Origin of the sequence: Kitasatospora sp. NPDC094016, assembly GCF_040304045.1 — a bacterium.
GTDB lineage: Bacteria > Actinomycetota > Actinomycetes > Streptomycetales > Streptomycetaceae > Kitasatospora.
The window spans coordinates 162,243-188,395 of sequence record NZ_JBEOUK010000013.1 but is presented as its reverse complement, the minus strand read 5'-3'; the positions used below and the strand labels follow the sequence as shown (position 1 = coordinate 188,395).

Below are 26,153 nucleotides of genomic sequence, written 5' to 3'. Positions count from 1 at the left end.
CGGGTGCGCGAAGCTGCCCGGATGCAGCGAGCGAGCGAACGCGCCGTCACCGTCCATCTCACCCACGGGGCCGAGTACTTCGGCCCCGTGGGCCCGTTCCAGGCAGCGGGCGGGTGGTGGTCGTCGGTGGACGGGGTGGGCGCGCGGGCGGCCGAACTCGCCGGGGTGCCGGTGCTGGTGCTGCGGCTGGTGGAGGGGCGGAGCGAGCAGGGCGGGCGCGGCGGGCACGGCGGGCAGGTCTGGTACCACGCCGAGGCGCTGGAGCGGCCGACGGCCGTCGAGGCCCGGCCGCTGGACGCCGGGACGGCCGCGCTGCTCGGCCCCGCCGAGCGCCGCGCGGCCTGGGCCACTCCGGCCGGGCTGGGGGAGGCGCTGGCCTGGGCGGAGGCGGAGCTGGCCGGGGCCGGCCGTCCGGTCGCCGGCCCGGCGCGGCAGATCCGGACCTGGAACCTGTCGGGCCTCCTCCGCCTTCCGACGGCCACCGGCCGCGACGCCTGGCTGAAGACCACGACGCCCGCCTTCAACGCCCGGGAGGGCGAGGTGATCGCGCTGCTCGGCGGCGTCGACCCTGGCCTCGTGCCGCCGGTGCTGGCCGCCGACCCGGTGGGCGGGCGGCTGCTGCTGGACCACGTGCCCGGCGAGGACTGCTGGTCGCCGTCCCTCGACACCGTCGAGGAGGTGGTGCCCCGGCTGGTCGCCGCCCAGGCGGCGCTGGCCGCCGACGGGCGCGCGGCGAAGGCCGGGCTGCGCGACCGGACGCCCCGGACGCTGCTCGCCCAGGCGCAGGCGCTGCTCGACCGGCTCCCCGGCGAGACCGACCTGACGCCCGGGGAACTGGCCGGCGTCCGCCGACTGGTCACCGAACTCCCCGCGCTGCTGGAGGAGTTGGCGGCCTGCGGCCTCCCTGAGACCCTGGTGCACGGCGACTTTCACCCCGGCAACTGGCGCTCCGACGGCGAGCGTCCGGTGGTCGTCGACTACGCCGACTCCTGCCTCGGCCACCCCGCCCTGGACGGGCTGCGCCCGCGCGCCTACCTCACGCCGGAGCGCTGGCAGCACCTCGTCGAGGTCTGGCTGAAGGCCTGGAGCGAGCACGCGCCCGGATCCCGGCCGTGGCGCGCGCTGAAGTTGGTCGAGCCGCTGTACCACCTGTCCTACGCGCTGCGCTACCAGGAGTTCCTGGACCACGTCGAGGAGAGCGAACGCCCCTACCACGCGGGCGACCCGGCCGCCGAGCTGCGCGCTGCGCTGGCCTGCGGCGTTCCCGACCTCACCGACCTCGCGGGTCAGAACACCTAGGCCGGACAGGACCTAGACTGCCGGGGTGGATCGGACGACGCCAGGCCCCGTGCTCCCGGAGCTGCCGCTCCAGGAGCTGGAGTGCTTCTCCGTCCTGGTGCGCCAGTTGCACTTCGGGCGGACGGCGCAGCTGCTGGGCGTCTCGCAGGGCCGGGTCTCCCAGTTGATCAAGCGGCTGGAGGGCCAGGTCGGCGCCCCGGTGTTCGAACGGACCAGCCGACGGGTCGAGTTGACCGAGCTGGGGCGCGAGCTGGCCGAGCAGGTGGTGCCCGCCGTCGACCGGCTCCGGGTGGGCTTCGAGGCGGCCCGCGCCCGGGCCGCCTCGACGGAACGGCCGCTGCGCCTGGGGTTCCAGTGCGCCGTGTACGAGCCGGTGGCCAGGGCGATCGCGGGCCTTGCGGAGGGGGCGGCCCAGCTCGTCGAACTGTCCTGGGGCGATCCGTTCTCCCACCTGGGCCGGGGCGAGATCGACCTGGCCATCGTGCTGTCCCCGTGCCGGGAGGACGGCCTGCGGGTGCTGCTGGAGTTCTCGCGGCAGCCGATGTACGTCGCCGTCTCCGCCGGGCACCGCCTGGCCGGGGCGGCGAGCGTCTCCGCGGACGAACTGGCCGGGCTGGCGCTGATCGAACCGCGGGGGCCCGCCCCGGACTACTGGCGCCGGGCGAACGCCCCGCGGCGGACGCCGGACGGGCGGGAGCTGGCCTACCCGGCGGGCGCGGCCACGCTCCAGGAGGGGCTGTCGACGGTGGCCAGCACCCGCCTGGGGCTGCTGCTGTGCGAGGCGAGCACGGCGTACGTTCAGCGGCCGGACATCCGCTACCTGCCGGTGCCGGGTCTGGAGCCGTCCACGCTGCTGGTGGTGCAGGGCGGGCGGCGGCCGCACCCGCTGGCCGGGGCCTTCGTGCGGGCGCTCACCGCCGTGGGCGCGTGACGGCGGCGAGCAGCAGTCCGGCCGCCGTGATCAGCGCCGCCGTGAGGAGCACGGCCTGGGTCCCGGCCCGGTCGATGACCAGCCCGCCGGCGAGCGAGCCCAGCGCGATGCTCGCGTTGAACACGCCCGCCCACAGCGCCGCCGAGGCCTCGATCCGGGCGGGGTCGGCGATCCGGACCCAGGTCTGGGTGGAGATCGAGACCCCGCCGTACGAGGCGCCCCAGACGACGAGCGCGAGCAGCACCGCCACCACGCTCCCGGTGAGGAGCGGCAGGAGGGCGGTGGCCAGTGCGACGCCCGCGAGGGCGGTGGTCACGGCCGCCTTGGGGCGCCGGCCGGCCGCCGGGCCGAGGGTGAAGTTCCCGGCGACGCCGGCCAGTCCGTAGACCAGCAGGCAGGCGGCGATGACGCCGCTGCTCAGGCCGGCGTCGACTTCGAGCACCGGCCGTACGTACGTGTAGCCGGTGAAGTGGCCGAGCACGACCAGCGCCGTGACGGCGAGTCCGGCGGCGACGCCCCGGCTGCGCAGCGCGTCCCCGATCCCGTCGAGCCGGCCGCGCTCGGGGACGGGGAGGGCGGGGAGCGTGCGGGCGAGGACGGCGGCGGACACCGCGCCGAGCAGGGCGAGGGCCCAGAACGCGGAGCGCCAGCCGAGCAGCGCCGCGAGGTAGGTGCCGAGGGGGACGCCGAGCACCGAGGCGATGGAGACGCCGGAGAAGATCAGCGTGGTGGCGAGCGCGATCCGCGGTCCGTCGGCGAGGCGCGGTCCGAGCCCCGCGGTGATGCCCCACACCATGCCCATCGCGAGGCCGAGCAGGACGCGGGCGGCGGCCAGCACGGGGTAGCCGGGGGCGAGCGCGGTGAGCGCGTTGGCCAGCGACAGCAGCAGCATGAAGGCGACCAGCACGTGCTTGCGGTCCCGGAGCCCGATGAGCGCGGGAACGAACGGGGACAGGGCGGCGGCGAGGAGCCCGGTGATCGTCAGGGAGAGCCCGGTGACGCCGTCGGAGACGCCGAGGGTCTTCGAGACGGGGGTCAGCAGCCCCACGGGCATCATCTCGGCGGAGACCACGGTGAAGGTGGCGAGGGCCACGGCGGTGATCGGTGCCCAGCGGGGCGGGCTGCCGGGGGCGGCCGGGGGCGCGAGGGTGTCGGCGTCGGTCATGGGGCCAGCCCATCAGCCGTGCCGAGGGCGGAACAAGATCGATGAGCTCATCCGTCGATTAGCCGGGCTCATCGATCCGGGAAGGCCCCCGGCGCCGTCCGCCGCGTCGGGGCGGACGGCGCCGGGGGCGTGGTCACTCCGCCGGGGCGATCCGGTAGCCGCCCGCGGCCGAGTAGAGGGTCAGCGCCTCGACCGGGCAGAAGTCGACCGCGTCGGCCAGTGCCTCCGTCAGCTCGGCGCCGTCGGCCGCGTAGTCGGCCACCGGCTCGGCCAGCCCGTCGGCGCCGAGCGCCAGCGAGCCGGGGGCGCTCAGGGCGCACATCCCGGAGCCGATGCAGCGGTCCCGGTCGACCCGGACGATCACCGCGTCGGCGCCCGTCCCCGGGGTGGCCGTCACCAGGCGACCTGGAGGGAATCGGGGCTGCGGGTGAGCAGGCCCCGCCGCCAGTCGATGTCCTCGACCGGCCCGGTCAGGCGCAGCGAGGGCAGCCGGCGGGCCAGGCGGTGCAGGGCGAGTTCGAGCTCCATCCGGGCGAGCCAGGCGCCCAGGCAGTGGTGCGGCCCGGCGCCGAAGGTCAGCATCGGCGCGGCCAGCGGGGAGAACAGCTCGGTGAGCAGGTCCCCGGTGAAGACCGTCGGGTCCTGGTTGGCGGCGACGGTGTCGGCGGCGACGACGCTGCCCGCCGGGATGACCACCCCGCCGATCTCGACGTCCTCGATGGTGCGGCGCAGCAGGCCGGGCAGGTGCTGGGAGTCGCCGAGCGGGACGGCGCGCAGGATCTGCTCGGTCGCGGCGGTCGCGCTGGCCTCGTCGGAGGAGAGCCGCTGCCAGGCCTCGCGGTCCTCGGTGAGCAGGTAGACCAGCGCGTTGCCGAGGCTCGTCATGGTGGTCTCGTGGCCGGCCACGACGAGGCCGATGACCAGCGTGACCAACTGCTCCTCGGTGATCGAACCGTCCTCGGCCGCGGCCGCGAGCAGGCTGCTGACCAGGTCCTCGCCGGGGTCGGCGCGGCGTTCGGCGATCACCGCGGCGCCGAAGCCGGCGAACTCGGCCATGGCGGTGGCGATCTCCTCGGCCGTGTAGGCGGTGGCGGAGAGCGCGTGGTCGCTCCAGTGCGAGAGCTTCTTGCCGTCCAGGTTGTCGAGCCCCATCAGCCGGGTGATCACCTGGACGGGCAGCTTGCGGCTGTAGCCGGCCACGATGTCGGTGGGGGAGCCGTGGTCGATCATCTCGTCGATCAGGGCCTCGACCACCGAGGCGACCCAGGGCCGCCAGCGGGCGATGGCGCGCGGCGTGAAGGCCCGCTGCACGGTGCGGCGCAGCCGCTGGTGCTCGGTGCCGTCGATGTTCAGCAGCCCCTGCGGGCTGTCGAGGATGTTCGGGACGAGGGTGATCGGCGGCGCGTCCGGCGCGTACAGCGGGGCGCGGCCCAGGCGCGGGTCGGTCAGCACCTGCCGCACGTCCGCGTGGCGGCTGACCAGCCAGACGGGCGTTCCGGTGGGCAGCGCGGCGAGCCGCGGCGGACCGGGCTCCAGGTGGCGCAGGCAGTGCATCGGGATGAGCGGGACGGTGCCGGTTCCGGCACCGGTCGCACTGTTCTCGGCGGACATCCGTACTCCAGACTCCAAGGCGGGGGGCCGCGCGTGACGGCCCGACGGGGGGTGGAACCGGGATGGTGCGGGGACGGGTGGGGCGGGCCGGCGGGCGGCTCGGCCCGGGCCGGGTTCGGCGGACCGGGACGAACGGTGGATCGGGTGGGGCGGCGGATCGGGACGAACGGTGGATCGGGTGGGACGAACAGCGGATCGAAGGCGGAAGCGAAGGCGAACGCGGACCTGGACGGGGGATGGCGCGAATCGTGCGACGGCGTACGGTCGGTACGCCTCGGCGCGGACGGCGCGCGGTGGCGCACCGTCGGGTGGGGCGGATGTGCTGAGCGTGGTCGCGTGGACCGCTTCTGCTACGACCGTACGTGGGCGGCGGCGCGCGCGTCAGCGGCACTTCCAGCCAACGGCGCTCCTTTCCGGGCACTTCGAGGCACGCTGACGGGCGCTCGGCGCCGCCCGCGCGCCCTGCCCTGCGGGCCGCGCCGGGGGGTCCGGCGGATATCTCGACGGCATATGACGCCCTCGCGGGCGGTGCGGTGAGCCGGATCACCGGACCCGCCCCGTCGGCGCCCGTCGCTACGGGCGCTACGCTTCGTGGGCAGTCGTTTGTCGCAGGTCACGCCGGTGCAGAGCCGCATCGGCCGACGGAGGTGGAATCGGATGGCCCAGCAGGTCAAGGCAGTCATCGCGCGCGCCAAGGGCGCGCCCGTGGAGGTGACCACGATCGTGGTGCCGGACCCGGGGCCGGGCGAGGCGGTGGTCAAAATCCAGGCCTGCGGGGTCTGCCACACCGACCTCCACTACCGCGAGGGCGGCATCAACGACGAGTTCCCGTTCCTCCTCGGGCACGAGGCGGCGGGCATCGTCGAGTCGGTCGGCGAGGGCGTCACCGAGGTCGAGCCGGGCGACTTCGTCGTCCTCAACTGGCGCGCGGTGTGCGGCCAGTGCCGCGCCTGCCGGCGCGGCCGCGCGCAGTACTGCTTCAACACCCACAACGCCAAGCAGAAGATGACGCTGCTGGACGGCACCGAGCTGTCCCCGGCGCTGGGGATCGGCGCGTTCGCCGAGAAGACCCTGGTCGCGGCCGGCCAGTGCACCAAGGTCGACCCGGCGGCCTCGCCGGCCGTCGCCGGGCTGCTGGGCTGCGGTGTGATGGCGGGCATCGGCGCCGCCATCAACACCGGGGGCGTCGGCCGCGGCGACTCGGTCGCGGTGATCGGCTGCGGCGGCGTCGGCGGCGCGGCCGTGATGGGCTCGCGGCTGGCGGGCGCGTCGAAGATCATCGCCGTCGACATCGACGACCGCAAGCTGGAGACGGCCCGCAAGCTCGGCGCCACCCACACCGTCAACTCCCGTAGCACCGACCCGGTCGAGGCGATCCGGGAGCTGACCGGCGGCAACGGCGCGGACGTGGTGGTCGAGGCGGTCGGCCGCCCGGAGACGTACAAGCAGGCCTTCTACGCCCGCGACCTCGCCGGCACCGTCGTCCTGGTCGGCGTGCCCACGCCGGAGATGACGCTGGAGCTGCCGCTGCTCGACGTGTTCGGTCGCGGCGGCGCGCTGAAGTCCTCCTGGTACGGCGACTGCCTGCCCTCGCGGGACTTCCCGATGCTGATCGACCTCCACCTCCAGGGCCGCCTGGACCTCGGTGCGTTCGTCACCGAGACCATCGAACTCGACGCGGTGGAGCAGGCGTTCGAGCGCATGCACCAGGGCGACGTGCTCCGTTCGGTCGTGGTCCTGTGACTGCGAGGATCGACCGGCTGGTCACCGCCGGGACCTTCGAACTCGACGGCGGCAGCTGGGAGGTGGAGAACAACGTCTGGATCGTCGGCGACGGCGAGCAGGCGGTGGTGATCGACGCCGCGCACGACGCCGACGCGATCGAGGCCGCGCTCGGCGGGCGCCGGCTGATGGCGATCGTCTCCACCCACGCGCACAACGACCACATCGACGCCGCCCCGGCCCTCGCGGCCCGCACCGGCGCGCCGATCCTGCTGCACCCGGACGACCTGCCGCTGTGGAAGCTCACCCACCCCGAGCGCCTGCCGGACGGCGAACTCGCCGACGGGCAGCGGATCGAGGTGGCCGGCACCGAGCTGACCGTCCTGCACACCCCGGGCCACGCCCCGGGCGCGGTCTGCCTGTACGCGCCGGAGCTCGGCACTGTCTTCACCGGCGACACCCTGTTCCACGGGGGCCCGGGCGCGACCGGCCGGTCGTTCTCGCACTTCCCGACGATCATCGACTCGATTCGCGAGCGGCTGCTGTCGCTCCCGGCCGAGACGGTGGTCCGCACCGGCCACGGCGATCCGACCACCATCGGCGCCGAGGCCCCGGCCCTGCCGGACTGGATCGCCCGCGGGCACTGACGACGAACGGCCCCCGGAGCACGCCGCGTGCTCCGGGGGCCGTAGCATCGCGATCATGGCCCATGATCCACGCGACCTCGACGACGCCTTCCTCGCCTTCTGGCGCGAGCGTCACATCGCCACCCTGACCACCGCCCGCCCGGACGGCTCCCCGCACGTGGTGCCGGTCGGCGTGACGTACCAGCCGGAGACCGGGACGGCCCGGGTGATCACCAGCCGCACCAGCCGCAAGGCGCGCAACGTGGCGGCGGCCGGCCCGCAGGGCCTGCGGGTCGCGGTCTGCCAGGTGGACCGGGCCCGCTGGTCGACCCTGGAGGGCGTGGCCGTCGTCCGGGACGAGCCCGAGCAGGTCGCCGACGCCGAGCGGCGCTACACCGAGCGCTACCGCGAACCCCGGGTGAACCCGGACCGGGTGGTCATCGAGATCGCCGTCGACCGCGTCCTCGGTCGGCCCTGAGAGCTCTGCTCCCGGGCTGCCTCACCCGTGGCTCGCGCCCATCCTGAGCGCGAGCTCGCGGGCGTGGTCGACCGCCGCGGGGCCCCGGCCGGCGTCGGGCGCCTCGGAGAGGAAGACGAGCGCCAGCATCAGCGCGGCGTCCAGTCGGCCCACGAGCAGGCACGGATCGTCGTCGGCCGGGGCGGTCGCCGTCCTCGCGTACCCGCGGCGGACCGCCGCCGGGTCGAGGTCGTTCTCCGGGTACCGGGCGTACTCGACGAGTCGGCCGAACTCCACGGCCGGGGGCCCGAGCAGGGCGTTCGACCAGTCCAGCAGGGCGACCGCCCGGCCCTGGTGGCGGCGGATGTTGGCGCTGCGCACGTCGAGGTGCAGCAGGCTGTCCTCGGCGCAGCCGGCGAGGTGGCCGGCGAGCAGGGAGGCGGACGGCGGCTCGGGCCAGTCGTCGACGCGGCGGCCGATCTCGGCCCAGCGGCGCCCGATGCGCGCGGCGATCGCCGCCGCCGTGCCGGCTCCCTCCGCCGCGACGGGCCTCAGCTGCGGCGGCGGCACCCGGTGGAGCCTCGCGAGGAGGTGACCCAGCTCGAAGGAGTCGAGGTCCGAGCCGTCGTCGGGGACGTAGGCGGACAGCAGCACGTCGGGGGCGGCCGGGTCGTCCGCCAGGACGAGCTCCCTCGGCTGCGCGACCGGCAGGCCGTGGGCGGCCAGGTGCTTCGCGATGGCGTACTCCTGCCGGAGCAGGGTCCGGGTGTCCACGTGGGGGTCGTTGGCGTTCGACTCGTACCGCCGGCGCGCGAGCCGCATCGCGACGGGCCGGCCGTCCCGCCCCTGCGCCCGGAACACGGAGAACTCCAGGCCCTCGCCGACGAGTTCCAGACCGCTCAGGCCCCACCGCTCGGCCAGGTCGTCCAACGCGGCGAATCGCTCACTCATGTACACCTTCGGGGTTTCGCGGTCGCAGGTCGGCCTGCGTCGTTCACCACCAGTGTGAAGGCGCCGGGCGGGCACGTCAGGCGTTCGACGGAGGTGGCACGCGATGACGCGGGATGGCGCGGGTGCGGCTCCGGCCCGGCTCAGCCCCGGTTGTGGTCGCCGGCCGCGCCGTCGAGGAGTTCGCGCAGGATGTCCATGTGGCCCGCGTGCCGCGTCGTCTCCGTCACCATGTGGATGAGCACCCAGCGCAGCGACACGGCGTCGCCGAACCAGGCCTTGCCCAGGTCGTCGAGGTCGAGCTCGCCGATCACCTCGTCGGCGGCGGCGCGGGCGCGGGCGTAGAACGCCAGGACGTCCTCGGTGGACTCGTGCGGCTCCACCCTCATGTCGGAGGTCTCGTCGGCCTCCAGGTCGAAGGGCAGGGGCCCGGTCTCGCGGCCGAACGCCTCGCAGAACCAGCCCAGCTCGGCACCTCCCAGGTGCTTGACCAGGCCCAGCAGGTTCGTCCCCGACGGGGTCATCGGCCGCCGCAGCTGCTCGTCGTCCAGGCCGTCGAGCTTCCACAGCACCGCGTCACGGTGCCGGTCGAGGGCGACGCGCAGACTCTCCTTCTCAGCACCGGTGAACGGTACGCGCTTCATCATGGGCGGACCGTACCAGCCGTCACCGACAAGTGCCGCCGGGCCGGCGGCCGGCCCCGTTCCGCTCGCGGGCGGCACCGGACGGCGCCGTCCGCCCGGGGTGGCGCCGCGTCAGGCGGAGCGGTGGTAGGAGGTGAGCGAGATCCGGACCGGGCCGTCGTCGGCCGAGGCGAGGATGCGGACGATGGCGATGTCCTGGCCGCCCTGGGCGCGGACGCAGAAGCTGCGGTCGGTGCGCAGGGCGTTGAAGGGCAGGGTGGAGACCGGCTGGGTTTCGACGCCCTTGACGCAGTCGGGCAGGGTGAGCCGGCCGGTCGGCGCGACGTAGGCGTCGCTGTCCTCGGGGATGGAGAACTCGCCGGCGTGGCGGCCCAGGTACCAGGTGGAGGCGTCCTGGGCGGTGACCTTCCCGGCCTTGAGGTCGAACTCGTAGCTGGGGTCGGGGGAGGTGAGTTCGAGGTTGGTGTGGACGGCGGTGTACCCGGCGGCCGTCGTGGCCGGGGCGGTGGCCGGGGCACTGGTGGCGGCGCCGGACGGGGGGAGGTTGGCGGCGACGTTCTGGTCGTCGGGGTCGTCGAGGTACTCGGGATCGAGCAGGACGAACGCGGCCGCGGCGCCGACGAGGAGGGCGGCGGTGGTCAGGAGCACGGTGCGGGTACGGGTGTGCCGGCGGGCGGGGGTGGCGGGCTCGGGTCTGTCGGGGGCCGGTTGCAGCCGGGTGGGCGACGGGGCGGGGAGGCCGAGCGTGGTCGGGGCGTCGGCCGCGGCCCGGGCCGGGGAGAGGACGGTGGCGGGCGGGGCGGGTGTGCCGGGCGTGGTCGGCAGGTCGCTGTGGCGGCGGATCGCGCCGACGACCTGCTGGGGCAGCCAGTCGTCGGAGAAGCGGAGTTCGCCGCCGGTGGCGGGGTGCCGGCGGGCGGCCTCGATCAGCTGGGCGGTGCCCGGCCGGTCCTCGGGGCGCTTGGCCAGGCAGAGCCGGACCAGTTCGTGCAGCCCGGGCGGCAGCTGGGAGAGGTCGGGCTCCTCGTGCACCGCCCGGTACAGCGAGGCGGGCTCGGGCCCGTCGCCGAAGGGGGGAGCGCCGGAGCCGACGTAGGCGATCAGGGCGCCCAGCGCGAAGACGTCGGTGGCCGGGGCGGCGGACAGGCCGAGGGCCTGTTCGGGGGCCATGAAGCCGGGCGAGCCGATCCGCAGACCGGTGCCGGTGAGCGGGCTGGCGTCGGCGGCCCGGGCGATGCCGAAGTCGATGACGCGGGGGCCGTCGGCGGCGACGAGGACGTTGCCGGGCTTGAGGTCGCGGTGGACGACGCCCGCCGCGTGGATCGCCTGGAGGGCCTCGGCGATGCCGGCGAGGAGCAGCAGGACGGTCCGTTCGGGCAGCGGTCCGTAGTGCTGGACGACCTGCTGGAGGGAGGGGCCGGGCACGAAGGTGGTGGCCAGCCAGGGGGTGGCGGCGTCGGTGCCCGCGTCGACCACCTGGGCGGTGTAGAGGCCGTGGATGCGCCGGGCGCTGGCGACCTCCTGGGCGAAGCGGTGCCGGAACTCGGGGTCCTCGGCGAGTTCGGGCCGGACGACCTTGAGCGCGACCGGCCGCCCGCCGGGGGTGTAGGCCAGGTAGACGAGGCCCATGCCGCCCGCGCCGAGCCGCGCGCAGAGGCGGTAGCCGCCGACCTCGCGGGGGTCGTCCGGGGACAGCGCCTGGAACGCCGTGGGCGACGGGGCGCCGAAGGGCTCTGCGGTCATGCTGGCTCCCAGCGGGTCGTGCGGGTGGGACGGGGGAGTGGCGGAGCGGGCGGGGCAAGGTGAGGCGGGGTGGGACGGTGCAAGGCGAGGGCGCGGCGAGTGGTCGGGCCGGGGGCCCGGGCGGACGCCGGCGTCGCGAAGCGCACCGGATCATACCCCGACTGGGATTTCAGTCAGGAATGGGGCCCTCCGGTCGGCCGGTGCCCCCTCCGGGTAAGGTGACTCCTTGTGGCTGACCGTCGAACCTTGATCATGGAAGCGGCTGCGCGGGTCATCGCCCGGCGCGGCGTCCGCGGGCTGCGCGTGGAGGAACTGGCGGCGGAGGCGGGGGTGTCCACCGCGCTGATCTACTACCACTTCAAGGACCGCGCGGGGATCCTCCGCGCGACGCTGGAGTTCATCAACGACCGCGCCGAGCGCTACACGACGGAGCGCGCGGCGGACGCGCCGCCGCTGGACGCCCGGGGCGAGCTGGAGCAGACGCTGCTGCTGGAGCTCCAGGACACCCCCGAGGTGCGGGAGAACAGCACGGCCTGGGGTGAGCTGCGGGCGAGTGCGGTGTTCGATCCCGAGCTGCGGGAGGACCTGGCCCGGGCCACCCTCGTCTGGGTCCAGGAGGTCGCGGAGCTGCTCGGGCAGGTGCGGCCGATGAACGGGGCCGCCGCCCTGGCGGCCTCGGCCGAGCGGCTGACCGCGCTGCTGGAGGGGCTGAGCGTCCGTTGGCTCAGCGGCAGCCTGCCGGTGGCGCACGCGCGTGAGCTGATGGCCGGCGCGATCGACGCCGAGGTGGAGCGGCTGCGCGGGTAGCGCGCGTCGCGTTCCGGCCCCGGGCGAAGAGGCGACCCGGGGCCTTGTCGCGTTCCGGGGACTTTCCGCGCCGGGCCTTTCCCGCGTCGGGGCCGGTCGGGCAGTTTCATGATCTGGAGCTTGACTGAAAATTCAGTCAATGTCAGAGTTGCGACTGCGGGGCCACCGGTCACTCGGTGGGCAATACTTGATTTGGAGATCCGTCATGAGCAACATCCACGGTGACAACCGCTCCCTGTTCGACCGCCTCTTCGGGGCCCCGCCCTCGCCCCCGCCCCCGCACCAGGCGGAGCACGGGCTGCCGTACGCCGGCGAGGCCGGGCTCCCGCAGTGGTGGGTGGACCGCGACGACGTCCCGCACGCCCGCACCTGGATGTCCTGGCCGTCCCGCAAGTCCGTCTGGGGCAGGCAGCTGGCGGGTGTCCAGCAGGACATCGCGCTCATCGCCCGGACCATCGCCCGCTTCGAGCCGGTGGTCATGTGCGCCCCGGACGACTACAGCGTCCGGGAGGCCCGGTCCCTGTGCGGATCCGCCGTCACCGTGACGGACGCCGTCCCCACCGATGACCTCTGGATGCGGGACACCGCCCCGGTGTTCCGGCGCGACGGCTACGGGCGGCTCGACGCCGTCGGCCTCAACTTCAACGGCTGGGGCGGCAAGCAGACCCACCGGGACGACGCCGAGGTCGCGCGCGGCATCGCCGAGATGCTCCGACTCCCCTTCTCCTACGCGGAGTTCGTCGGTGAGGGCGGCTCGGTCGAGACCGACGGCGACGGCACCCTGATGGCCACCGAGAGCAGCCTGGTCAACAAGAACCGCAACCGGGGCATGAGCCGGGACGAGATCGAGGAGGCCGTCCTGGAGGTGTACGGCGCGGACAAGATGATCTGGGTCCCCGGGATCAAGGGCCAGGACATCACCGACGACCACATCGACGTCACCTCCCGGTTCGTCCGGCCGGGCGTCGTCCTGGTGCAACTGCCCCCGGCGGACCGCCACGACGTCTGGGCCCGGGACGCCCGGGAGCAGTTCGACATCCTCTCCCGGGCCACCGACGCCAGGGGCCGCCGGCTCCAGGTGATCCGGGTGGACGGCCCCGACACCGTCCGCTCGCGCGACTCGAAGTTCGTCGACTCGTACCTGAACTTCCACGTCGTCAACGGGGGCGTGATCGCCGCCCAGTTCGGCGACGCGTACAAGGACGAGGCCGCCCGGCGCACCCTCGCCGAGGCGTTCCCCGGGCGCGAGGTCGTCCAGCTCGACGTCGACCGCCTGATGGCCGGGGGCGGCGGCATCCACTGCTCCACGATGCAGGAACCCCTGCCGTAGCCGTAGCCGCCCCCCGTTGCCCGCCGCCCGCCCGCGCTGTCCCGCGCCCTCGTACCGCCGGAGCGTTCCGTGTTCAACCCGACCCCGCCCGCTTCCTCCGCCCGGTCGACCCCGTCCACCCCGTCCGTCCCGTCCCGCCGCACGATGCTGCGCGCCGTGGCCGGAGCCGGCCTGCTGACGCTCGGCGCCGCGGCCTGTGCCCCGTCGGACGGGCCCGGGGCGGCGGCCCCCTCGGGCTCCTCGGAGCCGCCCGCGCCGGGCACGTCCCAGCCGTCGGCGCCCGTGGCATCCCAGCCGCCCGCCTCCGGCGGGGCGGGTGCGACGCCGGGGCGCAGGTTCGGCGCGGAGTGGGAGAGCCACGCCCGCACCTTCATGGCCTGGCCGGCGTCCACCGGCATCTGGGGCGACCAGCTCCCGGACGTCCGCCAGGACATCGCGCGGCTGGCCCGCGCCGTCGGGGGCTACGAACCGGTGGTGATGTTCGCCCGCCAGTCCCAGGTGGACGCGGCGCAGAGCGCGTGCGGCAAGGACGTCGAGGTCGTCGCGCTGCCCGTCGACGACCTGTGGGCCCGGGACACCGTACCGGTGTTCGTCGAGGAGGCCGGAAAGCCGAAGGGCGTCGACTTCAACTTCAGCGGCTGGGGCAACAAGCAGAAGGAGCACGGCAACGACACGGCGCTGGCCGCCGCCGTCCTCGGCCGGTACGGGATCGAGCGGGTCCGTACGTCGGTCGTCGCGGAGGGCGGCTCGTTCGAGACGGACGGGGAGGGGACGCTGATGGTCACCGAGAGCTCGGTGGTCAACCAGCGCCGCAACCCGGGCAGGAGCCGGGACGAGATCGAGGCCGAGCTCAAGACGGCCCTCGGCGTGACCAAGGTGATCTGGTTCGCCGGTGTGCGCGACCAGGACATCACGGACGCGCACGTGGACTGCCTGGTGCGCTTCGCCGCCCCCGGGGTCGTCCTGCTGGACCAGCCCTTCCCCGGCGCGCCCGCCGACGTCTGGTCCCGCTCCGCGGCCCAGGCGCGCGAGGTTCTCAAGACGGCCACCGACGCCCACGGGAGGCCGTTGCAGGTGATCGACCTTCCGCAGCCCGATCCGGACCGGATCACCGGCCGCGGCGACGCGTTCGTGTCCTCGTACATCAACTTCTACGTCGCCAACAAGTCGCTGTTCCTGCCGCGCTTCGGGGACGCCAAGGCCGACGACCGGGCCCAGCAGATCCTGCGCGACCACTTCCCCGGCCGCGACATCGTCCCGGTGAAGATCGACGACATCGCCTCCGGCGGCGGCGGGATCCACTGCTCGACCCACGACCAGCCCGGCACGCCGGAGTCCTGACCGCTGCTCCTTCGGCGACACGCCCTAGGCGCGCCAGCCCGCGATCTCCGTGCCGATCGCCTCGTCGAGCAGGCTGCGCGCGCGGTCGAGCGGCAGGGAGCCGCTCAGCCAGCGGATGCTGAGGCCCTCCAGGAGCGCGGTGAGGCGTTCGGCGGAGGCGGCGTGTGCGGGCGCGGTGCCGAACGGATGGGCGCGGCCGAGCAGGCCGGCGATCTCGTGCACCCAGGTGTGGGTGGCCCTGGCCAGGTCCTCGCGGAGGCGGGACTCGAAGACCGCGCTCGCCCGCAACTCGCCCCAGGCGGTGCTGTTCTCGCGGACCTCGGCGGAGTCCTGGAGTTCCAGCAGCAGGGCCTGGGCCAGTTCGCTGCAGGGGTCGTCCGCGGGCGCCCCGGGCTCCGGTTCGGCGGTGTAGCGGTCGGCCCGTTCGCCGATGAACTCCAGGGTCTCGCGCAGGATCCCGGCGCGGTCGGTGAAGTGGTAGTAGATCAGCGAGGTCGACACCCCGGCCTCGGCGGCCAGTTCCCCCACCCGCAGCCCGCGTACGCCGCGTCGCGCGATGAGCCTCGTGGCCGCTCTCAGTATCTCTGTCCGACGGTCTGGCATGGTGGTCCACTGTACTCGAAATATTGACTGAACTTTCAGTCCAGCCGGGAAGTCGTCCGCCCCGGCGGATCGCCTGATTCGCCCGATCGGCGCCGCGCGGGCTCGCCGACGGACCCGCCGGCCACCCCTACTGTCGGATATCGCCCGCTTCGGGGTGGAATCCGTGTCGACGAGGGGACCTGCCATGAGAGAACCCGCCCTGTCCCGCCGGGCCGTGCTGCGCTCCGGGGCGGCCGCGGCCGTGGTCGCGATGGTGGAAGGCTGCGGTTCGTCGGGGGCCTCGTCCCCGAAGGACGAGCCGACCACGGCCGCCGGCACGGGCACGGGCGGAGCCGCGAGCGCCGCCGCGTCGTACGCCATGCCGGCCGAGTGGCGCCCCCACACCAGGACGTTCATGGCCTGGCCGGCCCTCGATTCGGTGTGGGGCGACCAACTGCCCGCCGTCCGCCAGGACATCGCGCACATCGCGCAGGCCGTCGCCCGGTTCGAACCGGTGGTGCTGATGGCCCGCCCGGACCAGAGCGCCGCGGCCCGGCAGCTGTGCGGCTCCAGCGTCGAGGTCCTCGACCTGGCGGTGGACGACCTGTGGGCCCGCGACACCGGCCCGACCTTCGTCACCGGCCCGGCCGGGCTGGCCGGCGTCGACCTCAACTTCAACGGCTGGGGCGGCAAGCAGACCCACGACAACGACGCCAAGGTCGCCCGGAACCTCCTCGACCACTACGGGATCCGGCGCATCCAGGCGCCGATCACCGGCGAGGGCGGCGCGATCGAGGTCGACGGCGAGGGCACCCTGATGGCCACCGAGAGCTCGTGGGTCAACTCGAACCGCAACCCGGGCACGAGCCGCGACCAGATCGAGGGGGCCCTGAAGGACCTGTTCGGCGTCCAGAAGGTCATCTGGTTCGCCGGCGTGGCCGGGCAGGACATCACCGACTGCCACATCGACGCCCTGGCCCGGTTCGCGGAGCCGGGCGTGGTCGTCATCCACCGCCCCGGCCCGGACACGCCGCCGGACATCTGGTCCCGCGCCTCCGACCAGGCCTTGCAGGTGCTCGGCTCCACCACCGACGCCAAGGGCCGCAAGCCGCGGATCGTGGAACTCGCCGAACCCGACCTCACCGGGCAGCCGGACCGGGGCAAGGACTTCCTGGCCACCTACCTCAACTACTACGTCGTCAACGGGGCGGTGATCATGCCCCAGTTCGGGGACAAGGCCTCCGACGACCGGGCGGTCGGCGTGCTGGCCGACCTCCATCCCGGCCGCGAGATCGTCCCGGTGAGCATCAACGCCATCGCGGCCGGCGGTGGCGGCATCCACTGCTCGACCCAGCAGCAGCCCGAGGCCGCCGGGGCCTCCGGCGGCTCCTCGGGCCCGGCCTGACCGATCTGCCGGCCCGATCGGCCGGGCCGCACCGAGCCCCGAGAGCAGGGGCGGCACGGCCCGGCCGATCGGGCCGTTCCCGGACGGTCAGCCCGTGATCGGCCGGCTGTCCAGGCGGATGTGGTCGACCGCCCAGTACCAGTTGTTGCCCGCGTCGTACATCCGGAACTTCAGCGTCACCGCCTGCGCCCCCGCCGGGACGGCGAGGCGGCGGGTGACCAGGGTGTTCTGGACGTCCTTGCCGGCGTTGTCGTTGCCGGTGGCGTCGGCGCTGTAGAACACCAGGCGGGTCTCCGTGCCGTTGTCGAACACGGCGGTGACGGACGCCTTCTGCGGGGCCTCCTGCCGGTAGTGCGAGTCGAAGGCCAGGTACAGGGTGTCGACGCCGGCCGGGAGGCGGACGGCGGGGGAGACGAGCGTGGAGTCGAAGACGCCCTTGCGGGAGGGCGAGCCGGTGTCGTCCCAGTCGTCCGGGTCGGCGACGGCGAGGACGCCCAGGCCGCGGGTGAAGTTGCCGCGGTCCTGCCCGGCCGGGGTGGACCACTCCCGCTTGGTGTGGAAGGTCCAGCCCTGGAGACGGACGGTGCCCTGCGGCATGCCGGGGGCGTTGACCACCGACCAGCCCTGCGGCGCTTGGGCCGTCCAGCCGAGCACGCCGTCCTGCGGCTGGAGCGCGCCGGCCAGCGACTCGAAGTCCTCGCCCAGCAGGTGGCCGGCCATCACGGGGGCGGGGCGGGCGGCGAGTTCGCCGTCGGCGATCGCGAAGCGGTCGCCGGCCAGCGCCCGGGCGGTGACCAGGATCCGGTGGGTGGCGCCGTCCGGCAGCTGGGCGGGCGGGGTGACCTCCCAGACGGCGGTGGCGGTGGCGCCGGCGGCGAGCGCGGCGGGCGGCGCGGTGACGGCGGTGACCGTCCAGCCCGGCGGGACGACCGGCTGCGCCTCGACGGCGGTGAGCGCGGCGGTGGCGGTGAGCACGGCCGAGACCCGGGCCGGGCGGCCGGGCAGCAGGACGGGCTCGTCGATGGTGCTGGAGGCGGCCCCGAGGGCGACGTCCACGGCGAGCGGGTCGGCGAGGCCCAGGGCCGGGTCGGTGACCGTCCGGTCGTCCCAGGGGAAGCGGCCGGCGATCCGGCGGCGGAAGGTGAGGTCCCCGCGGACGGCCACCGCGACGTCGTACCAGCCCTCGGGCCGGACCGCGACGTTGACGGTCCGGTCGTCGCCGGCCGCGACCCGCACCTCGCGCAGCCCGTCGCCGTAGGCGAGGTCGCCGACCAGGAAGGTCTGGGCGGTGCGCGAGCGGTTGATCACGTCGACTTCGAGGACCTTGCCGTTGCGCTCCTCCGACAGCGACACCTCGTACGTGGCGGCGGCGTCGCCGCGCAGGTGCCACAGCGCGCCGTTGGGGCCGTGGACGCGCAGGTCGTAGCCCTCCGGGCCGACCGTCCAGACGTCGGAGAGCCGGCTCTTCGCGCCGACGGTGTAGTGCCGGGGCGCGCCGCCCGGTGCCGGGTAGACGGCGAACACCGCGCCCTGGCGGCCCTGGTTGACCAGGTCGAGGGTGAGCTCACCGCCCTTCAGCCGGGGCTTGACCAGCAGGTCGTAGGGCGCCGGGCGGGCCGAGCGGGTGCCGCGCTGCTGCTGCGGGAAGGCCTGCGGGCTGGGCACGGTGGGGGCGGGGAGCTTGCCGGTGTCGACCACCTTCTGCCGGTTGCCGCTGGTGTCGGGCAGCTGCGGCCAGGCCGGGTTGCGGCCGGAGAAGTCGAAGACGTTGGTGAGGTCGCCGCAGACGGTGCGCCGCCACGGGCTGATGTTGGGCTCCTGGACGCCGAAGCGCTGCTCCAGGAAGCGCAGCACCGAGGTGTGGTCGTAGACGGTGGAGTCGACGACCCCGCCGCGGGTCCACGGCGAGACCACGACCATCGGCACCCGCACGCCCAGGCCCATCGGGTACGGGCCGGAGACCAGGGTCTCGCCGGCCGGCAGGGTGTCGGACCAGGTGAGCGAGCCGTCCGCGGCCTTGACCCGGTACCGGCCGTCCTGGCCGACGACCCGGTGGTAGGTGGCGGAGCCCTTGCTGACGCGGACGACGACCTCGCCGTCCACCGGCACGGTCGACTTGCCGCGCCCGGTGGCCAGCGGCGGGACGGGCGGCAGCTGGTGGTCGAAGAAGCCGCCGTGCTCGTCGTAGTTCAGGATGAAGACGGTCTTCTGCCACACCTCGGGCTTCGCCGCCAGGGCGGCGAGCAGCCGGGCGGTGAGGTGCTCGCCGTTCGGCGGCGCGTAGTTGGCGTGCTCGGAGAGCGCGGCCGGGGCGACGATCCAGGACACCTGCGGCAGCTGGTCGGCCTGGACGTCGGCGGCGAAGGCGTCGACCAGGGCGTCGCCCATCGCGAACGGGTCGTTCTTCTTCGCCGGGTCGCCGACGGCCCGCATGCCGCGCTCGTACAGCGGCTCGCCGGGCTTGGCCTTGACGAAGGGGGCGAACCAGGCGAGCGCGTTGTCGTCGAAGTTGTCCAGCGCCTGGTAGGTCTTCCAGCTGACGCCGGCCCGCTCCAGGCGCTCGGCGTAGGTGGTCCACTCGTAGCCGCCGGGGATCTCGGTGTTGTCGGTCACCGGGGTGTCCCGTACGGTGCCGCCGCTGGTCCCGGTCATCAGGTGGTCGCGGTTGGTGTTGGTGTTGCACTGGACGGACGCGTAGTAGGCGTCGCAGGTGGTGAACACCGAGGCGAGCGCGTGGTAGAAGGGCATGTCGGCGCTCTCGTAGTAGCCCTGGCCGAGCCAGCCGCCGGAGCGGCGGGTGACCGAGCCGTCGGCGAGGCCGTCGTTCCAGGCCTTCATGGAGTCCACGAAGCCGAAGGCGGGCGCGCCCTGCTGGTAGGCGCTGGTGTGCGCGGCGTTCATCGGGAAGGGCAGCAGGTGGCCCTCCTTGCGGCCCGGGTCGGGCTGGTGGAACACCGAGCGCCCGTTGATCCCGCGCACCGCCGTCCGGTCGCCGAAGCCGCGGACACCCGCCAGGGTGCCGAAGTAGTGGTCGAACGCGCGGTTCTCCTGCATCAGCACCACGACGTGCTGGATGTCCGCCAGCCGCCCGGGCTTGGCCGGCGCGGCGAGCGCCTCCTGGACGCTGATCGGGAGGGCGGACAGCACGGCGGCCGCCGCCGCGCCGCCGAGCAGGCTGCGGCGCGACAGTTCGGGCATCGGCATCGGACTCATCGGGTGGGGCTCCTTGCTGACGGGCGCCGGACCATCGGTTCGACCCGGACCAGCCATGTTTCTAAGCGACCGAGGTGACCGGGGCCGGGGAGTTCGATGACGATCCGATGGCCGTCAAGGGGCCCGGAGCTGTACAGACAACTTGACTTGACGCCGGGCCACGGAGAACCGCGGCCGACGAGGCCCGGTGAACTCCCGCGCCCCTCCGAGCCGTAGCACCGGGGTGGGGGCGCGGAAGCGGCGCGCCCGGACACCGGGGAGGAACTGGATGCAGTCCCGACGCGACCAGGTGCAGGCGCACCTGTTCGTGATGAGCAGGCTGGCCTCCGGCATGCTGCGGGCCGAGCCCGACGCGCCGGACACCCCCACCGGGCGGACCACCCGGGGCACCACGACCGGACTGGCCGTGGCCGTCCTGATCGGGCTCGGGGTCGTGGTGTACGGGGTCATCAAGCCTGGCGGCGACGCCGGCTGGACCAAGCCCGGCACGCTCGTGGTGGTGGAGGAGACGGGCGCCCGCTACCTCTTCGTGGGCGGGCAGCTGCACCCGGTGCTGAACGACACCAGCGCCCGGTTGGTGGCCGGCGACCAGATGGCGGTCGCCCAGGTCGGCCGGGCGTCGCTCGCGGACGTGCCGCGCGGCGCCCCGGTCGGGATCGTCGGCGCCCCGGACGGACTGCCGCCGGCCGCCGAACTCGCGGGCGGCACCTGGCTGGTGTGCGGGACCGTCCAGCCAGGCCCGACCGGCGCCCCCGCACCCCGGCTGGGCCTGCTGATGGACCCGGTCAAGGAGGGCAAGGCGCTGACCCCGGGTCAGGCCGTGCTGGTCTCCCTCCCGGACGGGACGGTGCACCTGCTCTGGCAGGGCCAGCGACTGCGCGTCGACACCGCCAACCAGGCCCTGCAGGCGCTCGGATACGGCGGGGCGACGCCCTTCCCCGTCCCGGCCGGGGTGCTGAACGCGCTGCCCGCCGGCCCGGACCTCGCCTCCCCCGCCGTCCCCGGGCGCGGCGGCGACGGCCCGGTGCTCTCCGGGAAGCCGACCAGGATCGGCCAACTCTTCGACGTCGCCGGCGGTGCGCACTACCTGCTCACCAAGGACGGCCTGGTCCCGCTCACCACGACCCTGTACGAGCTGCTGCGCGGCGATCCGCGCACCCAGAAGGAGGCGTACGCGAACAACGCCCCGGCGCCCGCGCTGATCGGCCCGGTCGACCTGGCCGCCCACACCGCGCCGGGCGGGGCCCCGGCCACGGGACTGCCCGAGACGCCGCCGACCCTGGTCACCCCGTTGCACGGCGAGGGGGTCTGCGCCGACCTGCACACCGGTGCCGGCTCCCCGGTCACCGCGATCACCCTCCTGGACGCGGCCGGGGCGGACACCGGGCGCCCGCCGACCGCTCCGGCGGGTGCGGTGGGCAGCGGCTGCGCGGTGGCCGACCGGATCTCCGTCCGGCCCGGGCGCGGCGCCCTGGTCAAGGTGGTCTCCGGCGCGGGCACGGGCAGCACCGAGTACCTGGTCACCGAGGCGGGGGTGCGGTATCCGCTGCCCTCGGCGGCCGTCGCCAAACAGCTCGGCTACGGGGGTGCCACGCCGGTTTCGGTGCCCGCCCCGGTGGTCGGGCTGCTCCCCACCGGGCCGCTCCTGGACCCGGCGGCGGTGGCCGACGGGGCAGCCGCCACGCCGACGGCCGCCGCCGCGGCCGCCGCGCCCGGTTCGGCCCCGTGCAGCTGAACCACCCGGTCTCGCGAGCCCGTTGAGTCGGTCAGGAACGTGTGCGGGGTCGCAGTCGCGCCCCCGCTCGTGCAGGGAAGGGAGCATGCCGTGGGCACACCGTCCATGTTGACGAAGGAAGATGAGGCGATCCGCCAGGTTCTTTCGAGCCTGGAGCAGCAGATCGAGAACATGGTGACCGCCGGCCGCACGGTCGAGCGGATCAAGGAGGAGCTCGCCGCCGGCTACATCTCCGGCGCGAGCGACATGTTCCAGTCGAAGGTCGATGACTGGATGCAGCGCTACCAGAAGGTCATCGGTGCCTTCGAGAACTTCGTCCAGTCCACCCAGGGCGCCAACCAGATCCTCACCCAGGCCGAGAACGATGCCCGGGCGCACGCCGCGGACGGCATCTACAACGGGCTCCAGGGCGCCTGAGGACGCGTCGGAAGAGCAGGAAGACTAGGGAAAGCGAACCGATGGACTTCGGAAACATCCAGCTCCACCACGAGACGGTCGAGCAGTCGGCGGCCGAGCTCCGGCAGGCCGGCAACCTGATGCACAGCAACTTGGAAGAACTCATGGGCAAGCTGAGGGGCGTGATCGACGGCGGGCACTTCCAGGGTGTCGCCGCCACCGCCTTCGAGGAGCTCTCCCGGGTCGTCGCGGCCAACGAGTCGCAGATGGACAAGGACATCGAGGCCGCGGCGAACACGCTCACCAAGATGCACGACATCATGACGGAATCGGACTACAACGCCGGCAAGCAGTTCTAGTCCGGGCGGGGGCGCGCGACCATGGGTGAAACGACGATCAAGGTGACGGTCGAAGGTCTGGAGACCTTCGTGAAGGATCTGAACACCTTCGAACAGGACGTCAACGGCCAGAAGACGTCCTGGACCGAGGTGCCGGCGCTGAAGCCCGGCCGGGAATCGTTCCCCGCGACGAAGGCCCTGAAGACCAACTTCGAGGCCTTCTCCAAGAGTGTGGGCGAATCGATCGAGGCCATCCGGGGCGACGTCGACAAGATCGTGCTCGACCTGATCAAGGCGCGGGAGAAGCTGCACCTCGGTGACGGCGAAGCCCTGTCGGAGGCCCAGATGATGGACGTCCTCAAGGACGTGCTCGGCGGAGTCACCGGACCTCCCACCCCGCCCAAGTGAGGGCCCGTCGTCGGATCGGGCGGTTGTGGGGCCGCCCGATCCGACGGCACACCGCTGTCCTGACCCGTGTCACCGCGTTCGGAGGAAACCATGGCGGACGAGCCGCCCAAGGTCACGTACACCTGGGAACAGATGCTGGAGGCGTTCGCGGGGTCGGACCACAGCGCCATCGTGAAACGGACGGACGTCACGGGGCAGCCGTGGATCACCGGGCAGGAGCTGGTGACGGACTCCCGGTACAACAACAACCTGCGCAAGAAGAAGGACGGCCTGGCCAGCCACAACGCCGGCTACGACATGTGGGCGGAGTGGGACTACGGCGACGGCAACGCCACCACCCCGTTCACCACGATCCTGGGTGTGACCTACAACTGGCACTTCTTCGACGACACGCCCTCCGGCACGTCGGGGAGCGTGCTGCACCGGTTCCACACCGACCCCGGAGAGATCCTGGGCGGGGCCATCTTCCAGGGGGGCCCGGGGAACGACAACACGAACTACAAGACGCTGATCGAGGCGGCGCGGATCCTCGCCCTGGTGGACACGTTCTTCGCGGACAACCGGGCGAAGATCCACCAGTGGGCCGAGTCCGTGGACGGCGCGGGCAGCGACTTCCAGGGCAGTGCGGCAGGCCGGTTCAAGGAGGTCCTGGTCGGGCTGCAGAACGAGTTCAAGACGCTGCACTACCGACTCAGCGGCGACCTCGACGCGTTCAAGGACGACGCCCCCGCGCCGGCCGCGGGCAGCAGCATCGCCGACAAGCTGAAGGCGGCCGGCGAGGCGTTGGTCAAGGTCCAGCAGGACATGTACAACAACGGGTACAACCCCTGGCGCGGGTACAGCGCCTTGACGGACCCCACGGGCTCGTGGGCGTACAAGAGCAACGACGACCCGGACAAGCACGCCACGTACGCCTGGCCGGACCTGTGCATCCACTACGCGTTCACGCAGGAAGTCCAGAAGCTGACGGCGGTCCGCTACCCGACGACGTACAACAACGAGTCCTCGTACGAGGCCACGGTCAGCGGCGGCACCACGAGCATGACGAGCGGTTCCGCCGGGACCGCGTCGGTCGCCGCCTTCGCCACGGTCCTGAACAACGCGGCGACCAAGCAGTGGACGGACGAGGTGGTCAAGACGCTCGACAAGGCGGCCTCCGACGCCGGGACCGCCCTCGCCGCCGCCTACGAGGCCGCGTCCAAGGTCCTGATGTCGTTCGCGGCCCCGAACATGGACCTGGCCCCGGACAAGGTGGACCCCCCGAAGGACAGCCCCGACAAGGGGCCCGGCGGCACTGACGGCCCGAAGGACGACAAGAACGGTCCGAAGGACGGCGGCATCGGCGGTCCGCCGCCGCCGAAGATCGACACCGGCCCCCCGCCGCCGAAGCCCGGCGGGATCGGCGGCGACGGCACCGGCGGCAAGGGCGGCGGCACCGGGACCGGAGGCATCGGCGGAATCGGTGGGATCGGGGGGATCGGCGGCGGCAACGGCCAGGCACCGCTGCTCGACAAGGACGGCAAGCCGCTTCTCGACAAGGACGGCAAGCCGATGTACGTCCCGCCGGGGACGAAGGTCAACGACAAGGGCGAACTCATCGGCCCCGACGGCAAGCCGCTCCTCGACAAGGACGGCAAGCCCCGGCACGTGCCGGTGGGCACCGTGGTGGGCCAGCCGACCACGGGGTCGGGCGGATCGGGCGGATCGGGCAGTTCGGGGGGCGGATCGACCTCCAACACGGCGTTCAAGGTGCCGCCGGGGTCGAAGATCAACGACGACGGCACCGTCACCACCCCCGAGGGCAACCTGCTGAAGGACTCCAACGGCAACCCGGTGGTGCTCCGCAAGGACGACAAGATCGACGCGGACGGCACCGTCCGCACCGCGAGCGGTCGGCCCGTCTCGCAGTTCGAGCAGCTGCTGTCCGACGAGGAGCACGCGCTCTCAGGGCGGGGCGGCGGGCTCGTCGTCGGCGGGGGAGGCGGCAGCGGCGGTAGCGGCAGCAGCTGGACCGGCCTGCCGAGCTCGCTCGGCGGCGGCGGAATCTCCTTCGGCGGTTCCGGCGGTTCGAGCTCCCTCAAGAGCGGCACCGACCTGTTCGGCGAGCCCTTCAGCGGCCAGGGTTCCGGCCCCAAGACCATGGGCGGCATCGCCGCTCAGGGGCCGCCGCGCATCGGCGTCAGCGACCGCTTGGCCTCCGCCCTGGGCATCGACAAGGGGGCGGCGGCGGCCGAGGAGGCCATGGCCTCCCGCACCATGGCCGCCGAGCGGGCGTCAGCGGCCGGGCTGGCCGGCGAGGAGGCCCAGCTGATGGGCCGGGGGGTCTCCACCACCGGTGGAGGCGGCCCCATGATGCCGCCGATGGGCGCCGGTGCCGGCGCGGGCGCGGGCGGTCAGGGGGAGAAGGAACGGCAGCGCACCACCTGGCTGGCCGAGGACGAGGAGGTCTGGGGCACCGACTCGGGCGCCGTGACGGGCGTCATCGGCCGCTGACCGGGCGATTCGCGTCGGCGGTCGAACCGCAGGACCCCGCCCGTCCGTAGAGAGAACCGTACGACCCCACGAGCCGACGCGTCCCGGGCCTCACCCCCGTAGGCCCGGGACGCGTCATCGGGATTCGGGACGAGACGGAAGTGCGGGTGATGGCGTTGTCGTACGCCGAACAGATCGAACAGGCCATGGCCGCTCTGGAGGAGCAGCAGGCCAAGATGGCGGTGGCCGCCAAGGAGTTGCAGGCGGCCACCGCCTCGGTGACGTCCAAGGACCGGATGGTCACCGCGACGGTCGGGGCGCAGGGGCAGGTGGTGTCCCTGGTCTTCCACACCACCGCGTACCGGTCGATGGCACCGGCCCAGCTGGGGCAGGTCCTGGCCGACGTGCTGAACACCGCGCGGGCCGACATCGGCGAGCGGGTGGCGGAGACGATGGGCGCGTTCAGCGGCCTGGGGGAGGCACTGCGGGCCTCGATGACCGGCGGGACCGAACTCGACGACCTCTTCGCGCCGTTGCGGGAGATGCGGCCCGGCTACGCCGACGAGGCCGCCGCCGCGGACCGTCGCAAGCGCGACCGGCAGGAGGAGTTCCGTGGCTAAGCCCCAGCTGACCGCCATGGCGGACCTGAAGGACAAGTTCGCCAAGTTCGGCCCGCTCTCGGACACCATCGAGGAAGTCCGCCGGTGGACCGACGAGATCAACGAGTTCAACAAGACCTCGGCGGGCAACGACGACATCGGCCAGGAGTACCACAAGAACGTGGACGGGCCGACTGCCGATCTCGACGACCTGTTCAAGAAGGTGCGGGACAAGGTCGAGGGCGCCGGAACCAAGGGTCAGAGGACCTCCGAGATGCTGAAGAACGCCGACGAGGAGGCCCGGAACCAGAACTGACGGTCCGTCAGGTTCTTGTTTCGGCCCGCTTCGCCCGACCCTCGACGAACGCCAGGAGTGCGCCC

Annotated in this window: 24 protein-coding genes; 16 read left to right on the top strand and 8 right to left on the bottom strand. The window is 73.6% G+C overall.

Going from position 1 to position 26,153, the window contains the following annotated elements; genetic code table 11:
• The first annotated feature begins 21 nt into the window (after nt 1-21).
• Together ABT015_RS15495 and ABT015_RS15490 are read left to right on the top strand one after the other, a co-directional pair.
• Nucleotides 22-1,299: a phosphotransferase gene (locus ABT015_RS15495; protein WP_350879550.1), complete on the top strand. Its 1,278-nt coding sequence runs from the start codon at nt 22-24 to the stop codon at nt 1,297-1,299.
• A 25-nt stretch (nt 1,300-1,324) separates the two neighbouring features.
• On the top strand, nt 1,325-2,230 hold the full coding sequence (locus ABT015_RS15490; RefSeq protein WP_350879549.1) for a LysR family transcriptional regulator: 906 nt from the start codon (nt 1,325-1,327) through the stop codon (nt 2,228-2,230).
• On the opposite strand, the gene ABT015_RS15485 is transcribed toward ABT015_RS15490, so the two are convergent.
• From ABT015_RS15485 to ABT015_RS15475, 3 genes are all read right to left on the bottom strand, one after another.
• A complete protein-coding gene (locus ABT015_RS15485) occupies nt 2,211-3,395 on the bottom strand; it encodes an MFS transporter (RefSeq protein WP_350879548.1) in 1,185 nt (394 codons plus the stop codon). The two genes, ABT015_RS15490 and ABT015_RS15485, sit on opposite strands and share 20 nt — an antisense overlap.
• Nucleotides 3,396-3,528: 133 nt before the next feature.
• Nucleotides 3,529-3,792, bottom strand: a complete 264-nt coding sequence (locus ABT015_RS15480; RefSeq protein WP_350879547.1) for a ferredoxin — start codon at nt 3,790-3,792, stop codon at nt 3,529-3,531.
• Entirely contained in the window at nt 3,789-5,006 is a 1,218-nt protein-coding gene (locus tag ABT015_RS15475) for a cytochrome P450 (protein ID WP_350879546.1), read from the bottom strand. Before ABT015_RS15475 ends, ABT015_RS15480 begins: the two co-directional genes overlap by 4 nt.
• Before the next feature lie 657 nt (nt 5,007-5,663).
• Here ABT015_RS15475 and ABT015_RS15470 point away from each other — a divergent pair.
• Genes ABT015_RS15470 through ABT015_RS15460 form a run of 3 tightly spaced genes read left to right on the top strand, consistent with a single transcriptional unit; the run spans nt 5,664 to nt 7,832 of the window.
• Nucleotides 5,664-6,749, top strand: coding sequence for an S-(hydroxymethyl)mycothiol dehydrogenase (locus ABT015_RS15470; RefSeq protein WP_350879545.1), 1,086 nt, complete (start codon nt 5,664-5,666; stop codon nt 6,747-6,749).
• A complete protein-coding gene (locus ABT015_RS15465) occupies nt 6,746-7,375 on the top strand; it encodes an MBL fold metallo-hydrolase (protein ID WP_350879544.1) in 630 nt (209 codons plus the stop codon). Before ABT015_RS15470 ends, ABT015_RS15465 begins: the two co-directional genes overlap by 4 nt.
• A 55-nt stretch (nt 7,376-7,430) precedes the next feature.
• A complete protein-coding gene (locus ABT015_RS15460; protein ID WP_350879543.1) occupies nt 7,431-7,832 on the top strand; it encodes a pyridoxamine 5'-phosphate oxidase family protein in 402 nt (133 codons plus the stop codon).
• 21 nt (nt 7,833-7,853) lie between these two features.
• Here ABT015_RS15460 and ABT015_RS15455 read toward each other — a convergent pair whose 3' ends face one another.
• The 3 genes from ABT015_RS15455 to ABT015_RS15445 form a co-directional block, all read right to left on the bottom strand.
• The gene (locus ABT015_RS15455; protein WP_350879542.1) at nt 7,854-8,762 is read right to left on the bottom strand and encodes a phosphotransferase family protein; all 909 of its coding nucleotides are present in this window, start codon (nt 8,760-8,762) and stop codon (nt 7,854-7,856) included.
• A gap of 140 nt (nt 8,763-8,902) precedes the next feature.
• A complete protein-coding gene (locus ABT015_RS15450; protein WP_350879541.1) occupies nt 8,903-9,406 on the bottom strand; it encodes a DinB family protein in 504 nt (167 codons plus the stop codon).
• Between the two features lie 108 nt (nt 9,407-9,514).
• Nucleotides 9,515-11,146: a serine/threonine-protein kinase gene (locus ABT015_RS15445; protein ID WP_350879540.1), complete on the bottom strand. Its 1,632-nt coding sequence runs from the start codon at nt 11,144-11,146 to the stop codon at nt 9,515-9,517.
• A gap of 252 nt (nt 11,147-11,398) precedes the next feature.
• On the opposite strand from ABT015_RS15445, the gene ABT015_RS15440 reads away from it, so the two are divergent.
• The 3 genes from ABT015_RS15440 (at nt 11,399) to ABT015_RS15430 (ending at nt 14,624) form a co-directional block, all read left to right on the top strand.
• Nucleotides 11,399-11,953: a TetR/AcrR family transcriptional regulator gene (locus tag ABT015_RS15440; protein WP_402452249.1), complete on the top strand. Its 555-nt coding sequence runs from the start codon at nt 11,399-11,401 to the stop codon at nt 11,951-11,953.
• 205 nt (nt 11,954-12,158) lie between these two features.
• Entirely contained in the window at nt 12,159-13,283 is a 1,125-nt protein-coding gene (locus tag ABT015_RS15435) for an agmatine deiminase family protein (protein WP_350879538.1), read from the top strand.
• A gap of 144 nt (nt 13,284-13,427) precedes the next feature.
• On the top strand, nt 13,428-14,624 hold the full coding sequence (locus tag ABT015_RS15430; RefSeq protein WP_350879567.1) for an agmatine deiminase family protein: 1,197 nt from the start codon (nt 13,428-13,430) through the stop codon (nt 14,622-14,624).
• Nucleotides 14,625-14,648: 24 nt separating this feature from the next.
• Here the strand turns inward: ABT015_RS15430 and ABT015_RS15425 are convergent, their stop codons facing one another.
• Complete coding sequence (locus ABT015_RS15425) at nt 14,649-15,227, bottom strand: TetR/AcrR family transcriptional regulator (protein ID WP_350879537.1); 579 nt, start codon at nt 15,225-15,227, stop codon at nt 14,649-14,651.
• 184 nt (nt 15,228-15,411) lie between these two features.
• On the opposite strand from ABT015_RS15425, the gene ABT015_RS15420 reads away from it, so the two are divergent.
• A complete protein-coding gene (locus ABT015_RS15420) occupies nt 15,412-16,611 on the top strand; it encodes an agmatine deiminase family protein (RefSeq protein ID WP_350879536.1) in 1,200 nt (399 codons plus the stop codon).
• 87 nt (nt 16,612-16,698) lie between these two features.
• Here the strand turns inward: ABT015_RS15420 and ABT015_RS15415 are convergent, their stop codons facing one another.
• Nucleotides 16,699-19,824: a phosphocholine-specific phospholipase C gene (locus ABT015_RS15415; protein WP_350879535.1), complete on the bottom strand. Its 3,126-nt coding sequence runs from the start codon at nt 19,822-19,824 to the stop codon at nt 16,699-16,701.
• Nucleotides 19,825-20,092: 268 nt separating this feature from the next.
• Here ABT015_RS15415 and eccB point away from each other — a divergent pair, with 268 nt between their 5' ends.
• The 7 genes from eccB (at nt 20,093) to ABT015_RS15380 (ending at nt 26,088) form a co-directional block, all read left to right on the top strand.
• Nucleotides 20,093-21,559 (top strand): type VII secretion protein EccB, encoded by a 1,467-nt coding sequence (eccB, locus tag ABT015_RS15410; protein ID WP_350879534.1) that lies wholly within the window; start codon nt 20,093-20,095, stop codon nt 21,557-21,559.
• Nucleotides 21,560-21,667: 108 nt separating this feature from the next.
• Nucleotides 21,668-21,976 carry a hypothetical protein gene (locus ABT015_RS15405; protein WP_350879533.1) on the top strand — a complete coding sequence of 103 codons (309 nt, stop codon included), beginning with the start codon at nt 21,668-21,670 and terminating at the stop codon, nt 21,974-21,976.
• 41 nt (nt 21,977-22,017) lie between these two features.
• Nucleotides 22,018-22,314 carry a WXG100 family type VII secretion target gene (locus ABT015_RS15400; protein WP_350879532.1) on the top strand — a complete coding sequence of 99 codons (297 nt, stop codon included), beginning with the start codon at nt 22,018-22,020 and terminating at the stop codon, nt 22,312-22,314.
• Between the two features lie 21 nt (nt 22,315-22,335).
• A complete protein-coding gene (locus ABT015_RS15395; RefSeq protein WP_350879531.1) occupies nt 22,336-22,701 on the top strand; it encodes a hypothetical protein in 366 nt (121 codons plus the stop codon).
• A gap of 90 nt (nt 22,702-22,791) precedes the next feature.
• Entirely contained in the window at nt 22,792-25,194 is a 2,403-nt protein-coding gene (locus tag ABT015_RS15390; protein WP_350879530.1) for a hypothetical protein, read from the top strand.
• Nucleotides 25,195-25,343: 149 nt separating this feature from the next.
• Entirely contained in the window at nt 25,344-25,793 is a 450-nt protein-coding gene (locus ABT015_RS15385) for a YbaB/EbfC family nucleoid-associated protein (RefSeq protein WP_350879529.1), read from the top strand.
• Complete coding sequence (locus tag ABT015_RS15380) at nt 25,786-26,088, top strand: hypothetical protein (RefSeq protein WP_350879528.1); 303 nt, start codon at nt 25,786-25,788, stop codon at nt 26,086-26,088. Before ABT015_RS15385 ends, ABT015_RS15380 begins: the two co-directional genes overlap by 8 nt.
• Nucleotides 26,089-26,153: the final 65 nt, after the last annotated feature.